A 14,256-nucleotide genomic window follows, 5' to 3' on the forward strand; every position below is an offset into this window, starting at 1 on the left:
GCGGACTAAGCGACTTAGCCGTTGATGATGGCGCGCATGAGCTCCGCGGTCTCGGTCGGCGTCTTGCCGACCTTCACGCCCGCGGCCTCAAGGGCCTCTTTCTTGGCCTGCGCGGTACCAGCGGAGCCAGACACGATGGCGCCAGCGTGGCCCATGGTCTTGCCCTCAGGCGCCTCGAAGCCGGCCACGTAGCCCACGACGGGCTTGGTGACGTTGTCCTTGATGTAGGCCGCGGCGCGCTCCTCGGCGTCTCCACCGATCTCACCGATCATCACGATCGCTTCGGTCTCGGGGTCGTTCTGGAACGCCTCGAGGCAGTCGATGTGCGTGGTGCCGATGACGGGGTCGCCGCCAATGCCGACTGCGGTGGTGAAGCCGATGTCGCGCAACTCGAACATCATCTGATAGGTCAGCGTGCCCGACTTGGACACGAGGCCGATCTTGCCGGAGCCGGTGATGTTCGCAGGCGTGATGCCGACGTTGGACTGGCCGGGCGTGATGAGTCCGGGGCAGTTGGGGCCGATGAGGCGCACGCCCTTGGACTGCGCGTACGCGAAGAACTCGGCCGTGTCAGCGACGGGCACGCCCTCGGTGATGATGACGGCCAGCTCGATGCCGGCGTCAACAGCCTCGATGACGGCGGCCTTGGTGAAGGCCGGCGGCACAAAGAGCACGGAGACGTTGGCGCCGGTGGCAGCCATGGCATCGGCCACCGAGCCGTACACGGGCACGGAGGTGCCATCGAAGTCGACGGCGGTACCTGCCTTGCGGGGGTTCACACCGCCCACGATGGTGGTGCCGGAGGCCAGCATGCGCGCGGTGTGCTTCTGCCCCTCGGATCCGGTCATGCCCTGGACGATGACCTTAGAGTCGGAGTTAATGAAGATCGACATAAGTGGACTCCTTAGGCGTTGGCCAGCTCGGCGGCCTTGGCCGCTGCGCCGTCCATGGTCTCGACGATGGTCACGAGCGGGTGGTTGGCGGCGGCGAGGATCTCGCGGCCCTCCTCCACGGAGTTGCCGTCCAGACGCACGACGAGCGGCTTGGTGGCTGCATCGCCGAGGGTCTCGAGCGCACCCACGATGCCGTTGGCAACCTCGATGCACGAGGTGATGCCGCCGAACACGTTGACGAACACGCTCTTGACCTGTGGGTCGTTGAGGATGACGTCGAGACCGTTGGCCATCACGGCTGCGGATGCGCCGCCGCCGATGTCCAGGAAGTTCGCAGGCTTCACGTGACCGTGCTGCTCGCCGGCGTAAGCGACAACGTCGAGGGTCGACATGACCAGGCCTGCACCGTTACCGATGATGCCGACGGAACCGTCGAGCTTCACGTAGTTGAGGTCGAGCGCCTTGGCCTTCGCCTCGAGCGGGTCGGCAGCGTCCTTGTCCTCGAGGGCCGCGTGGTCCTCGTGGCGGAAGCCGGCGTTCTCGTCGAGCGTCACCTTGCCGTCCAGCGCGATGATCGAGCCGTCCTCGGTGCGCACCAGCGGGTTGACCTCAACCAGCGTCGCGTCCTCGTTGGCGTACACGCCCCACAGCTTGACGATGACGTCAGCGACGGCACCCTTCAGGTCCTCGGGGAAATTCGCGGTGTCCACGATCTCTCGCGCCTTGGCCTCGTCGATGCCAACCAGCGGGTCAACGGCGACACGTGCGAGTGCCTCGGGGCGCTCGACAGCGAGCTGCTCGATTTCCACGCCACCTTCGACGGAGCACATTGCGAGGTACTGGCGCTGCGCGCGGTCCAGCAGCACGGAGAAGTAGAACTCCTCGGCGATCTTGGCGCCTGCAGCGATCATCACGCGGTGCACGGTGTGGCCCTTGATGTCCATCCCGAGGATGGCTTCAGCGGCAGCCTCAGCCTCTTCAGGCGAGTGCGCGAGCTTCACGCCGCCGGCCTTACCGCGGCCTCCGGTCTTGACCTGAGCCTTGACGACGACTGTTCCGCCGCCCATCTGCTCAGCTGCGGCCTTAGCCTCCGCAGGTGTTTCGGCGACGATGCCGGGAAGCACGGGGACACCGTGCTTTTCGAACATATCGCGCGCTTGGTACTCGTAGAGATCCATGTGCGTCCTTGCTTGTCGCGAGCGGCGAACGGGTCTCGCACGCCGGGGTTCGTGGGGCACAGCCTAGTACGCCTAGATGACCGTTCCGTAACGCGATTGGTGAGGGCCGATGCTGGGAAAACAAACGCGGTTGCTTACCCTGGTGAGGTGAGCGCCTCTCCATCCTCAAGCCCGGGTAAAGCGGAAGGAAGCCGTACGCCGATCATTCTCGGCGTGGTCATTGCACTGTGCACCGTCGCCGCCGTCGTGATCGCGATACTGGCCTCGGGTACGGACGATGAGCCAGCATCGGCCCCCTCGACGAGCCCCACGAGCTCCGCGAGTGCCACCGTCGCGCCATCGCCGTCGGCATCGCCAAGCGTGACGCCGTCCTCCGATGCCGTCGCGCTGGAGCCCGGCGAGTTGATCGCCACGAGCACGGTCGACGAGTTGGGTCTGTATGAACGGCCCGGCGACGAGGCCCCGATGGACTCCTACGGACCCTGGTCTGCTTACGGTTCGCCCACGACCCTCATGGGCTTCGCGACGCAAAGCATCGCGGGCACCGAGTGGATCCAGGTCGAACTCGTAGGATCCCCGAATCACCGGCAGGCATGGGTGCGCGCGGACGACGTCGAGACCTCGTCAACCGACGTCGCGGTGCACATCTACCTGGAGGAGCGCGAGTTGGAGCTCATGAACGGCGACGACATCGCGCTTGCCTCTGAGGTTGTGATTGGCGCCCCCGAGTCGCCCACGCCGCCGGGTACGTTCTTCCTCACGGATCCGCTGGACTTCTCCTCGAACCCGTCGGGCGTCTACGGCGCCTATGCGCTGGGCACAAACGGCTACTCCGAAACGCTCGACGAGTTCAATGGCGGCGACCCGCAGATCGCTATCCACGGCACCGATCAACCTGAGTTGATGGGCCAGAACATCTCCAACGGCTGCATCCGCGTTCCCAACGACATCGTGCTGGAACTTGCCGATGCCATGGAGCTCGGGACACTCGTGATCGTTCACGCGAGCCGCTAAGCCGGACACCGCGCGGTTAGACGCCGAACTTGTCCGCAGTCTCGCGGATGGACCGGGCCGATGCCTCAAGCGCAGCGCGCTCGGTGTCGTCCAACGGAACCGTCGCGTGGTGCTCGATGCCGTTGCGGCCGATCACCGCGGGCACCGACATGCAGACCTCGCCCACGTTGGGGTACTCGACCATCGTGGACACCGGCATAATCCGGCGCTGATCCCCCAGGACCGCCTCGACGATGCGCGCTCCTGCGGCACCGACCGCGTAGTTGGTCGCGCCCTTGCCCTCGATGATCGTGTACGCCGAGCGCATGACGTCGTGGTGGACTTGTTCACGCGTGGCCTCGTCCATCACGATGTTGCCTGCACGGTCTGTCCACTCGGTGAGGGGCTGGCCGCCAATGGTGGCCGAGGACCACAAGGCAACCTCGGAGTCACCGTGCTCGCCTGCGATGTACGCGTGGACGTTGCCCACGGCGATGTCACATTTTGCGGCGATCTGGTGGCGCAAGCGGGAGGTGTCGAGCGCAGTGCCGGAGCCGAACATCTGAGCGGGGTCCATGCCCGACTTCTTGATCGCGGCAAGTGTCACCACGTCCACGGGGTTCGTCACCATGATGTAGATCGCGTTGGGGGCAACCTTGAGCAGCGGCGGCAGCACCTTGTCCATCAGGCCGATGGTCGCGCCCGCGAGATCCATGCGGCTCTGGCCCGGCTGCTGCTTGGCGCCGGCGGTCACGACGATCACGTCGGAGTCGCGGCAGACCTCGACGTCGTCCGAGCCGAGCACCGTGGCCTCGGGCATGAACTGAATGCCCTGAGCGAGGTCGAGCGCTTCCGCCTCCACCTTCGCCTTGTTGATGTCATACAGCGCAACGGTGCGGGCAAAGCCCCTCATCAGACCCGCATACGCGAGGGTCGAACCCACCGCTCCGGCTCCGACAATCGAGACCTTCGGCGTCCTGGTTTCCACGGGTTCCTCCTGGGGTGAGACAGCGATTCGACTGCGATGCGGCAAGCCTAGCGGGAGGGCCGATGCTGTGGCCGGCGTTGGCCGAAACTACAGTTTGTCGAGGCTGTTGAACCGCAGCACCAGGCGCTTGACGCCCTCGGATCCGAAGTCGACCTTCGCGACGGCGTTGCGTCCCGAGCCCTCCGTGCCGACAACCTTGCCCATGCCGAACTTGTCGCTGACAACGCGGTCGCCGACTTCGAAGCCAACGTCACCGCCGCCACCACCGGGCGGGCTCGGTGGCACGCGACGCGTCGAGACGGCGCCCGCGCGGCTGTAGGTGTTGCCATCGGCGCGGTCCTGGGAACCGCCGTACCCGCCTGCGCCACCGGAGCCGCCGGACCCGTAGCCCATGCCGGACCACGATCCCGAGCGACTGGTGCCGCGGTCGGACTTAGCGCGCAGGGCCTGCATCGAGGTCTGCGCGATCTCCCACTCAATGAGCTCAGCCGGAATCTCCTCGACAAAGCGCGAGGCGCCAAAGTACTGCGGCGCACCCCAGCTCGAGCGCACTTGAGCACGCGTCAGGTAGAGCTTCTGGCGCGCACGGGTCAGACCCACGTAAGCGAGGCGTCGCTCCTCTTCCATGTCCTTTGTTGCGCCGGACTCGATCGAGCGCATGTGAGGGAACGTGCCGTCCTCCATGCCGGTGAGGAACACGACAGGGAACTCGAGGCCCTTCGCGGTGTGCAACGTCATCATGGTGACCACGCCGCCGCCCTCGGCATCATCCGGCAGCTGGTCGGCATCGGCCACAAGTGCGACCTTCTCCAGGAAGTCCTCAAGCGTGCCGTCGGGATTCTCCTCAGAGAACTCACGTCCCACGGCCACGAGCTCCATGATGTTCTCGACGCGACTAGCGTCTTGGGGGTCGTCACTGGCGCGGTAGGCCGTGAGCATCCCGGAACGGTCAGCGATGGCGTCGAGGACACCTGCAGGGCCGTTGTCGACCGCGAGCGCTCGCAGGTCGTCCATGAGAGACAGGAAGTCGCCCAGCGCGCGGATTGCCCGGTTCTGCAGCCCCGTCTCGTCAGCGCGACGCAAGGCGTCACCGAAACTGACCGAAGCATCGGCCGTGGTCAAGGACCGGCGCAACGCGTCGACGCCCTCCACTGCCGTATCGCCAATCCCTCGCTTGGGGGTGTTGATGATGCGACGCATCGCGATGTCGTCATCCTCGTTCACCACGGCGGCGAGGTAGGCGAGCATGTCTTTGATCTCTTTGCGCTCGTAAAAGCGGGTACCGCCGATGACCTTGTACGGAATGTCGGCGCGCATGAAGCGCTCTTCCAGCGCACGGGACTGAGCGTTGGCGCGGTACATGATCGCCATGTCGCCGGGCGAGTAGTCGCCGCTGTCGCGGAGCGCATTGATCTGGTCCGCGATCCACTTGGCCTCGTCCTGCTCGCTCTCCGCGCCGTAGCCGGTGATCTTGGCGCCATCGCCCGAGTCCGTCCACAGGTTCTTGGGGCGGCGGTCCGAGTTGTTCTTGATGACCGTATTGGCGGCCGTCAGGATGGTCTGCGTGGACCGGTAGTTCTGCTCGAGGCGCACGATGTGCGCGTTCGGGTAGTCCTTCTCGAACTCCATGATGTTGCGGATCGTGGCGCCGCGGAACGCGTAGATGGACTGGTCGGCGTCACCGACGACCGTGAGCTCTCCCGGAGGCAGCGACGCGTCGCCGTCCTTGCCAATGAGTTCGCGCACGAGCGTGTATTGCGCGTGGTTGGTGTCCTGGTACTCATCCACGAGCACGTGGCGGAAGCGCTCGCGGTAGCGGCGGGCGACGTCCGGGTTGTTCTGGAGCAGGCGGACGGTGCGGACGATGATGTCGTCGAAGTCGACGGCGTTGGCTGCCTCGAGGCGCTTTTGGTACTCGCCGTAGGCGCGGCCGGCCGCGTTGTCGATCGAAAACTTCGACGCCTTCTCGGTCATCACGAGCGCCTGCTGGGGGCTCATCAGCTCGTCCTTGAACTTGCCGATGCGGTTCAGCAGCGCCTTCGCGTTGAACTTCTTGGGGTCGATGTCGAGTTCCTTCGCCACCAACTTCATGAGGTTGGCGGAGTCGGAGGAGTCGTAGATCGAGAACGTTGACTTGAGTCCGGCCGCCTCGTAGTCGGCGCGAAGCATGCGCACGCACGCCGAGTGGAAGGTCGACACCCACATGCGGCGCGCCTCGGGACCGACGAGGTGTTCGACGCGCTCGCGCATCTCACCCGCGGCCTTGTTGGTGAACGTGATCGCGAGAACCTCGTGCGGGCGGGCGCGGCCGGACTCGAGGAGGTAGGCGATGCGGTGGGTCAGCACGCGCGTCTTGCCCGATCCGGCTCCGGCCATGATGAGCAACGCTTCGCCCTCGTGCAGGACCGCCTCAGCCTGGGCCGGGTTCAGGCCCTGGACGAGCGGAGAGTGCTCGCCAAGTGGAGTCGCGGGGGCCACGTGCACGGGCTCGGGAGGGACCCAGGCGTCCTGGGGCATCGGCTCGTCCTCGGGCTCCGGCGCCGGTTCGGGTCCGGGCTCCCACTCAGGCTCAGGGCCGGGCTCCGGCTGTGACGCAGGAGCCGGCTGCGGCGGGGCTGCGTCGGGCTCAACCCCGCGGCCGGCGGGGTCGGAAGGGCGGGTGGTCGCGGGCTTCGAGGAGTCGGAGCCGTCGAGTTCAAAAAGCGCATCCATGACGGCCACGAGTCTAGGCGCTGGCGGTGACACTCGCTTCCGTCACCGACTCATCGGACCCTCAGTAGGGTTCCCGGGTCACAATCGAGCGAAATGTGACGCTGAGGTACTACTGAAGCACCGCTCCGAGTGTCTAGCCAGCGGCGCGACTCGGAAGCGTGCCGTATCGCTCAAAGGCGGTGAGCGCCTCATCCGCAGCACCGCTCACGACGGGGTCTGAGTCCGCTGCGAGCGTCAGCAGCGTGGCCCACACCTTGCGGTCGGCGGGACCGCGCCCAGCTTGCGCGAGGATTGCGAAACTCTTGGCGACAGTGGTGCGGGTGTAGGCGCTGCGGTCGCTAGCGAGGCGGAGAAGTTCGGGGACCATCGCTTCGAGTTCACGGACGCGGGCCTTGCGTGCATCCTCCCGCGCGGCGGCTTGGGCAACAGGGCCGATGCGCGGAGCGGGCTCGGAGAGTTGATGGTGCCCCACCCAAAACGCCAAGGCACGCAAGCGTTGCTGACTGTCGTCGGCTTGTCGCTCTTGCTTGAACGCGTCACTGCGCTCAGCGGCCATCAGGGTCATCCGGTGTCAGCCATCTCTCGGGGGATTCTCGCTGGAGGTTACCGAATGTTCACCCTCAGGTACCTGTGAAAGACAACCCAAGCATCGGCCCTCCGCACGCACCATCGCGACGCGATGCCTAGGTCAAGAGAGCACCAAGGTCCGGCACGAGTCCTGCCGGCCAAAATCCCCGAGAACCGACGCCGAAGTGTCAGACGATGCGCCGTTGCGCGGCCCAATGCGCGAGCTCGTGCCGGTTGGACAGTTGGAGCTTGTGGAGCACCTTGCCAACGTGCGTCTCCACGGTCTTGACGGAGATGAAGAGCTTCTCCCCCACCTCGCGGTACGTGTATCCGCGGGCGATGAGGCGCATTACTTCTTGCTCGCGCGCGGTGAGTTGATCGAGTTCGTCGTCGGCAGCGGCGACCTCTCCCCCGGCGGCGCCGAACGCGTCGAGCACGAAGCCGGCCAGGCGCGGCGAGAATACGGCGTCTCCCCCAGCGACCCGGCGCACGGCATCGGATAGGTCCGGTCCGGAGATCGACTTGGTCACGTAGCCGCGAGCGCCCGCGCGGATCACGGAGACGACGTCCTCGGCAGCGTCAGACACCGACAGCGCGAGCGTGCGCGTGCCCTCCACACGGCCGCGGATCTCGGCGAGTACGTCGAGCGCTCCCGCGCCCGTTCCTCCGGGGAGGTGCACGTCGAGGATCACGACGTCGGGGCGCTGGTCGAGGATCTCGGCGATCGCCGACTCCACATCACGCGCTTCGCCCACGACGGTGATGCCGTCGTCGAGGCTCTCGCGCACGCCCACGCGGATGACATCGTGGTCGTCCACAATCACTACTGACACGCTCATCTAGTCCTCCTTGGGGACGGTGATGGACACTTCGGTGCGGCTGCCCGGTGCCGACTGCACGGCGGCGTGACCGTGGTGCCGCTCGATGCGGCCGATGATGGATTGGCGGATGCCCAGGCGGTCCTCAGGGATCGTGGCCGGGTCGAAGCCGGGGCCGCCATCGCGGACATAGATCTCGACCTCGGTCGCCGTGACCTCGGCATAGACAGAAATAGGGCCGATGCCGTGGCGAGCAGCATTTGCCGTCGCCTCCCGTGTGGCGGCGACGGCGGCGCGCAGGTTTTCGGTGAGTGGCGCGTCGCCGACGGTGATGGCCTCGATGACGACTGACTGGGAGTCCTCGACGTCGGCGATCGCGTCCTTGAGTGCGGTCGCGACGGAGTCTGAAGGGTCGGGGCGGTCGGCATACAGGTAGGCGCGCAGGTCACGCTCTTGCGCTCGGGCGAGGCGGGACACCGCGTCCGGGTCCTCGGCACGGGCGCGGATCAGAGTGAGAGTTTGCAGCACAGAGTCGTGCAGGTGGGCGGCGATCTCCGCGCGCTCGTGCTCGCGGATCCGCTCGGTGCGCTCGATCGAGACTTGGCGGATGAGGCGCAGCCACCAGGGCGCGAGCATGAGGGCAATCCCGAGCACGATCACAACCGACGCCACGACCGAGCGCAGTGCGACCGACTCCGTGTACTCCCACGTCGCGAACCACCCCAGCGCAACGATGCCCAGCGTGAACCCCACGAGCAGACGGAGCCAGTCGTCGCGACGGAACAAGCCCTGCACGTCGAGGCGCCGCGCGTCCTGACCGAAGGCGCCGTCCAGCGGGCTCCACGTCAGCCCGAGCGAGGCGAGGAACAACAGCAGCGGCATCAACCAGCCGGGAAGATCGTCAGTTCCCCATCGCTGGAGCGCGAGAACCCCGGCCCCCACCAGCAACGCGATCCCGATGAGGGCGCGCCACACCGCGGGCGCGTTGCTGCGGCGCTCCAGGGGGCGTGCGACGCGGGTCGCCTGAGGGGTGGTCACGGAAACATCGTCACACACGGGCGCGCGCGGCCCGGGCGTAGGGCATCAATCTCAGGGTTCGCCCCGCGTAAGAACCAGGGTGCCAATCAGGGTGATACCTCATAGCGGGAGCGCGTGGGTCTTCGCGAGACTTGAGCCATCAGCCGGTGCGTCAAGGCACCCGAGACGTTCAAGGAGCATCATGACCGAGAATCCGCAGCCTCCACGCGAGGCCGCATTCTTCACCACCATTCGCGAATGGGGGCTCGTCCGTGAAACCCGCGGCCTGGGCGGCGTGGCCTCCGGGTTGGGCGCGCGGGTCGGGATGGCGCCAGTTCCCGCGCGCCTCATCACTGTGGTCGCCGCACTCGTGCTTCCCGGCCTCGTCCTCCTTGCCTACGCCGCGGCATGGGGGCTGCTGCCCGACCGCAACGGGCGGATCATCATCCAAGACTTTGGGCGCGGCGTCACGAATGTGGGAGCGCTCCTCGGTATCGCCGCCATGGCGATTATCGGCATGTTGACCCTTGACTCTGGGCCGCTCTTCAGCGTCTTTGGCGGCAGCTGGGGCTGGTGGAACTACGGCGGTGGCTACGACCCGTTCCACATCATCGCCACCTTCTTCTCCGTCGTCATTCCTCTGGCGGTCGCCGGAGGCATCACGTTCCTGGTGATTTACCTGGTGCGCCGACAGAAGCAGGCAGATCAGCAGGTGCCACCCAGGTCTGCGCCGGGCACGACATGGAATAGCGCCGATGCTCAAGAGACTTCCGCCGACAACGCACCTGCGGAGGGGCCTGAAGCCCCTGAGGGTCCGGTAACGGACGGGACATCGGCTGAGCCCTCGCCAGCAAACTCGGCCCCAGCCTCAGGTGAGACCCTGGCGGCAGCTGCCCCGGCATCGGCCGTCAGCACCGACGCGCCTCGCAAACCGCAGCCATGGGAACCTGCGGTGCCCCCGCAGGCGGCCGGCGGTTCCGCCTACGCGTGGAGTGCCTCAACCGGCTATCCGACGGCGGCCCCACCGGTCGGCGCGCGTGCTAACGGCCCAGCGGCACCCATTCACCGTGCCCCGACCAAGCCACCGCGGGTACCTGGACCGGGCAAAGGCGCATGGCTGGCGTTGCTGGGCGTGGTCTTCGTCTCCGCAGCCGGTGTCCTCATCGTCGACCGGACGACCGGGCTCGCCGTGCCGTGGCCGCTGGCGTGGTTTGCCGGTCTCGCGATCGGGCTCGGACTCATCCTCGTGGTGGTGGCGCTCGCCGGACGGCGCCTGGGGTTCCTCGGGTTCATGTCTGTACTGGTCTTGATCGCGGGCGTAGTGCTGTCGGCGAACTCCTCGGACTTGACCACCGCCTACGATCAGGCGCGCGTCGACCTTGGGCTTGAGACGGTCGATACCGAGCCGAGCCCCGGGCCCAATCTTCCCGTCGACATCACGGTCGCTGAGGCGTTTGGAGACGACTACGCCTCGGCCTACGTCGAAGGCCAGTGCAAGGCCTACCCGGACGGCTGGGTTCCCAGCGATGACGACGGCGTCGGCTTCACAAACCGCATCCCTAATGCGGTGACGCGAGTCGACGAGGTCACCGAGAACACATTTGTCAGCTTGCGCGCGGAGGTCACCGACGTCACCGTTCCCGCAGACACATCGCTGTCGGTGAGCGGCGTGAACGGTCAGGTCGTCGATTGGCCCGAACGTCAGGTGTACTGCGAAGTCTGGTCCGACCGCAACGATGGACCAGTCATTGAACTCACTAACCCGGACAGCCCGGTCCTGACGCTCAACGCGTACGACGGCGGCACCATCTACATCAACGAGGAGGTCACCTCGTGATCACCACAGCTCCCCGCCGCCGCGCGGGCCAACGCATCTCATCCGCCCTGTGGGGCGTGCTCGTGATCGGCGCGGGCGTATTGATGGTTGTGTCCTTCTCGGGGCACGAGGTCGACCTCGAACTCCTCGCCATCATCCTGCTGGCCGCGCTGGGTGGCTGGATGCTGCTGTCCGCGGCGCTGTCAGGCTTGGGGCGCAAGCGCGAGATCCGCTCGGCCACTGCGCCGGTCGAGGAGGAGACCTACTCCGAGGTTGACGGCGCTCAGACTGCAGCGGGTGCCGAGTTCCGCAACGAGACGACGGAATCCCCCGTTGCCACTGAGGACCCTGTCGAGGACGAGGACTCCTCGGACCAGCCCGACGACGACTCCGAGCCTCCGCGCTCGTAGCTACTGAACTTTCTGGCCCAGCCGCCGGGTGCGCTTGCCATCGCGCGCCCGGCGGCTTTTCTCTTGCTCGGAATCGTACTCGGAGCCGGGCTGTTGTCCTTCATAAGCCCGTAGCGCCGAGCCCTTGGAGGAGATCGTGAACGCACCCCTAGTGACCGCAGTTCTGGCAACCACCTTGGTGGTGGCTGGTTGTTCAAGCGACGCCGGCGATCCTGACGCCACCGTCACTTCGACGGAGCCCGCCACCGAAACCACGGCATCGGCTGAATCCAGCACCTCCGCCACGTCGCAAACTGACGCCGACATCGATGTTGACTCTGGCACCTCCCCAAGCGCCGACGCCCAGGATGCGGAAGGTAGCGCTTCGCTGGGAACCGCATTCGCGACAATCGAGATCACCCTGCCGGGCCAGTGGCAGTACGAGGGCACGTACGGCGACGGCGCTCTGCCCTACGCCGTGCTGGTCGATGCCTCTCAAGCCTTCGACCTCTCGGAGCCCGGCTCCGACGCTTACAAGGAGTCGGTCTGGCTTCAGGTCGAGACGTACCGAGTGGGCGACCAATGGCCTTACGGCGACGCGACGCCTGACGACCCTGCGGCACTGGGCGACCAGATTGCCGAGGCCACCGGCGGAAGTGCCGAGGGGCTCGACGGTCGCGACGTGTCCATCGTGCACGCGACGTACGAGGAAGACGGCCAGCAGATCGACGATCTCTACGCACTTCACGGCGACGTGTGGATTCTGGCGCGCGCCCATAACGTCGATGTCCCGGGATACGTCGATGGCGAGGACGTCGAGATCTTGACGGCCGTGCTGGAGACATCCCAGATCAAGTAGCCGCTCACCAACGAAAAACGACGGCCAGGGTGACCTGACCGTCGTTTTACCGCCGCGTATGTACGGCCAGGGGAAATGTGCTCCCCTTACTCCCACTCGATGGTGCCCGGCGGCTTGCTCGTGACATCGAGCGTGACGCGGTTGATCTCGGGCACCTCGTTGGTGATGCGGTTGGAGATGTGCGCGAGCGTCTCGTAGGGCAGGCGCGACCAGTCGGCGGTCATGGCGTCTTCGGAGGACACGGGCCGCAGCACGACTGGGTGGCCGTAGGTGCGGCCGTCGCCCTGGACGCCCACGGAGCGGACGTCGGCGAGGAGCACCACGGGGCACTGCCAGATCTCGTTGTCGAGGCCCGCCTTGGTGAGCTCTTCGCGCGCGATGAGGTCCGCGGCGCGCAGGATCTCCAGACGCTCCTGAGTGACCTCACCAATGATGCGGATACCGAGGCCGGGTCCAGGGAAGGGCTGGCGGCCCACGATGTCCTCGGGGATGCCGAGCTCGCGGCCCACCGCGCGAACCTCGTCCTTAAACAGGGTGCGCAGTGGCTCGACGAGCGAAAACTGCAAGTCCTCCGGCAAACCGCCCACGTTGTGGTGGCTCTTGATGTTGGCCGCACCCTCGCCGCCGCCGGACTCGACGACGTCCGGGTAGAGCGTGCCTTGCACGAGGAACTCGACGTCCTCGCCGTGAGCACCGGCCTCTTCAACCACCTGGCGCGCGGAGTCCTCGAACACGCGGATGAACTCGCGGCCAATGATCTTGCGCTTGGTCTCGGGGTCGGACACTCCCGCGAGCGCGTCCAGGAAGCGTTCCTTCTCATCGCGAATGATGAGGCGCACGCCGGTCGAGTCGACGAAGTCCTTCTCGATCTGCTCGACCTCGCCGGCGCGCATGAGGCCGTGGTCGACGTGAATACATGTGAGCTGATCGCCGACGGCCTTCTGCACGATCGCAGCCGCAACGGCGGAGTCAACGCCGCCGGACAGCGCGCAGATGACGCGCTTGTCGCCAACCTGGGCGCGGATGCGCTCGACCTGCTCGTCGATGACGTTGGCGCTGGTCCAGTCGGCCTTGAGGCCAGCGACGCGGAACAGGAAGTTCTCGATGGAGGCCTGACCCAGCGGGGAGTGCTTCACCTCGGGGTGCCACTGGACGCCACACATGCGCTTGTCGAGATTCTCGAAAGCGGCAACGGGAGCGCCGTCGGTTTGCGCCAGGACCGTAAAGCCATCCGGTGCGGCGTGGACGGCGTCTCCGTGACTCATCCAGACGGTCTGCTCGATGGGGCTGCCCGCAAGCGATTCACCCTGCTGCCCGATCTCGGCAGTGGTGCGGCCATACTCGCGCTTGCCGGTCTGAGCGACGGTGCCGCCGAGGACCTGCGCCATGGCCTGGAAGCCGTAGCAAATGCCCATGACGGGGACGCCTGCGTCGAAGATTGCGGGGTCGATGCTGGGCGCACCTTCCGCATAGACGGACGACGGACCGCCGGACAAGATGATGGCAGCCGGGTCCTTCGCGAGCATGCGCTCGGCACTCATGGAGTGGGGAACGACCTCGGAGTAGACGTTGGCTTCGCGGACGCGGCGCGCGATGAGCTGCGCGTACTGGGCGCCGAAGTCGACGACCAGGACGGGCCGATGCTCGGTGGGCTGGGCAGTCATGCGGTCTCCTTGACGGCGGGCTCAAGTTCGCGGGCAATCCGCTTTTCGATAAAGAACGACAGTAGCGGGACAACTCCGCCGAGGACCATCGTGAGCAGGCGGCCGTAGCCCCAGCGCGCCTGCATCCATAGCTGCATCACGGTGATCACGTAGACGATGTACACGAACCCGTGGACCTGCGCGAGGATCGAGAATCCCGACTCCCAGGATTCCGGGGTGTTCAGCGCCGGGATGTAGCGAAGCATCGCGAGAAACACGATGATCAGCAGGGTGCCTGTGATGATCGCCATCACCTTGTAGCGCTTCAGGGCTCCAGGGGTGACGGCCGATGCTGTGGCCGGCTGAGCGGACTCAGTCACGAG

At 66.3% G+C, this 14,256-nt stretch carries 13 protein-coding genes; 4 read left to right on the plus strand and 9 right to left on the minus strand.

Features of this window, described 5'->3' with window-relative positions; genetic code table 11:
- Positions 1 to 14 precede the first annotated feature (14 nt).
- Both sucD and sucC read right to left on the minus strand, forming a co-directional pair.
- The gene (sucD, locus tag AOP74_RS03215; protein WP_061960890.1) at positions 15 to 893 is read right to left on the minus strand and encodes a succinate--CoA ligase subunit alpha; all 879 of its coding nucleotides are present in this window, start codon (positions 891 to 893) and stop codon (positions 15 to 17) included.
- Between the two features lie 11 nt (positions 894 to 904).
- Positions 905 to 2,071, minus strand: coding sequence for an ADP-forming succinate--CoA ligase subunit beta (gene sucC, locus AOP74_RS03220; RefSeq protein WP_061960891.1), 1,167 nt, complete (start codon positions 2,069 to 2,071; stop codon positions 905 to 907).
- Positions 2,072 to 2,218: 147 nt separating this feature from the next.
- Here sucC and AOP74_RS03225 point away from each other — a divergent pair, with 147 nt between their 5' ends.
- Entirely contained in the window at positions 2,219 to 3,085 is an 867-nt protein-coding gene (locus AOP74_RS03225) for a L,D-transpeptidase (protein ID WP_152649143.1), read from the plus strand.
- A 16-nt stretch (positions 3,086 to 3,101) separates the two neighbouring features.
- On the opposite strand, the gene AOP74_RS03230 is transcribed toward AOP74_RS03225, so the two are convergent.
- The 5 genes from AOP74_RS03230 to AOP74_RS03250 all read right to left on the minus strand — a co-directional run bounded on the left by AOP74_RS03230 (position 3,102) and on the right by AOP74_RS03250 (position 9,187).
- A complete protein-coding gene (locus AOP74_RS03230) occupies positions 3,102 to 4,052 on the minus strand; it encodes an L-lactate dehydrogenase (RefSeq protein WP_061960893.1) in 951 nt (316 codons plus the stop codon).
- Positions 4,053 to 4,139: 87 nt separating this feature from the next.
- Entirely contained in the window at positions 4,140 to 6,764 is a 2,625-nt protein-coding gene (pcrA, locus tag AOP74_RS03235; RefSeq protein WP_082096171.1) for a DNA helicase PcrA, read from the minus strand.
- Between the two features lie 133 nt (positions 6,765 to 6,897).
- Positions 6,898 to 7,329, minus strand: coding sequence for a hypothetical protein (locus tag AOP74_RS03240; protein WP_152649144.1), 432 nt, complete (start codon positions 7,327 to 7,329; stop codon positions 6,898 to 6,900).
- A 190-nt stretch (positions 7,330 to 7,519) separates the two neighbouring features.
- The gene (locus AOP74_RS03245) at positions 7,520 to 8,170 is read right to left on the minus strand and encodes a response regulator (protein ID WP_061960895.1); all 651 of its coding nucleotides are present in this window, start codon (positions 8,168 to 8,170) and stop codon (positions 7,520 to 7,522) included.
- Positions 8,171 to 9,187, minus strand: coding sequence for a sensor histidine kinase (locus AOP74_RS03250; RefSeq protein WP_152649145.1), 1,017 nt, complete (start codon positions 9,185 to 9,187; stop codon positions 8,171 to 8,173).
- 181 nt (positions 9,188 to 9,368) lie between these two features.
- Between AOP74_RS03250 and AOP74_RS03255 the strand changes: the two genes are divergently transcribed.
- The 3 genes from AOP74_RS03255 (at position 9,369) to AOP74_RS03265 (ending at position 12,230) form a co-directional block, all read left to right on the plus strand.
- Positions 9,369 to 11,003 carry a PspC domain-containing protein gene (locus AOP74_RS03255; protein WP_061960897.1) on the plus strand — a complete coding sequence of 545 codons (1,635 nt, stop codon included), beginning with the start codon at positions 9,369 to 9,371 and terminating at the stop codon, positions 11,001 to 11,003.
- Positions 11,000 to 11,392 (plus strand): hypothetical protein, encoded by a 393-nt coding sequence (locus AOP74_RS03260; protein ID WP_061960898.1) that lies wholly within the window; start codon positions 11,000 to 11,002, stop codon positions 11,390 to 11,392. The genes AOP74_RS03255 and AOP74_RS03260 overlap by 4 nt, the downstream gene beginning before the upstream one ends.
- Positions 11,393 to 11,528: 136 nt before the next feature.
- Positions 11,529 to 12,230: a hypothetical protein gene (locus AOP74_RS03265; RefSeq protein WP_152649146.1), complete on the plus strand. Its 702-nt coding sequence runs from the start codon at positions 11,529 to 11,531 to the stop codon at positions 12,228 to 12,230.
- An 86-nt stretch (positions 12,231 to 12,316) separates the two neighbouring features.
- Here the strand turns inward: AOP74_RS03265 and guaA are convergent, their stop codons facing one another.
- Together guaA and AOP74_RS03275 are read right to left on the minus strand one after the other, a co-directional pair.
- Positions 12,317 to 13,894 (minus strand): glutamine-hydrolyzing GMP synthase, encoded by a 1,578-nt coding sequence (gene guaA, locus AOP74_RS03270; RefSeq protein WP_061960900.1) that lies wholly within the window; start codon positions 13,892 to 13,894, stop codon positions 12,317 to 12,319.
- Positions 13,891 to 14,253, minus strand: coding sequence for a DUF3817 domain-containing protein (locus AOP74_RS03275; protein ID WP_061960901.1), 363 nt, complete (start codon positions 14,251 to 14,253; stop codon positions 13,891 to 13,893). Before AOP74_RS03275 ends, guaA begins: the two co-directional genes overlap by 4 nt.
- Positions 14,254 to 14,256: the final 3 nt, after the last annotated feature.

The organism is Demequina flava (assembly GCF_000975035.1).
Classification (GTDB): Bacteria; Actinomycetota; Actinomycetes; order Actinomycetales; family Demequinaceae; genus Demequina; species Demequina flava.

Excerpts from the sequence above, each read along its gene's own strand:
- guaA (WP_061960900.1), bottom strand. The coding sequence starts at position 13,894 with ATGACTGCCCAGCCCACCGAGCATCGGCCCGTCCTGGTCGTCGACTTC.
- AOP74_RS03245 (WP_061960895.1), bottom strand. The coding sequence starts at position 8,170 with ATGAGCGTGTCAGTAGTGATTGTGGACGACCACGATGTCATCCGCGTG.
- AOP74_RS03240 (WP_152649144.1), bottom strand. The coding sequence starts at position 7,329 with ATGACCCTGATGGCCGCTGAGCGCAGTGACGCGTTCAAGCAAGAGCGA.
- sucD (WP_061960890.1), bottom strand. The coding sequence starts at position 893 with ATGTCGATCTTCATTAACTCCGACTCTAAGGTCATCGTCCAGGGCATG.
- pcrA (WP_082096171.1), bottom strand. The coding sequence starts at position 6,764 with ATGGATGCGCTTTTTGAACTCGACGGCTCCGACTCCTCGAAGCCCGCG.
- AOP74_RS03255 (WP_061960897.1), top strand. The coding sequence starts at position 9,369 with ATGACCGAGAATCCGCAGCCTCCACGCGAGGCCGCATTCTTCACCACC.
- sucC (WP_061960891.1), bottom strand. The coding sequence starts at position 2,071 with ATGGATCTCTACGAGTACCAAGCGCGCGATATGTTCGAAAAGCACGGT.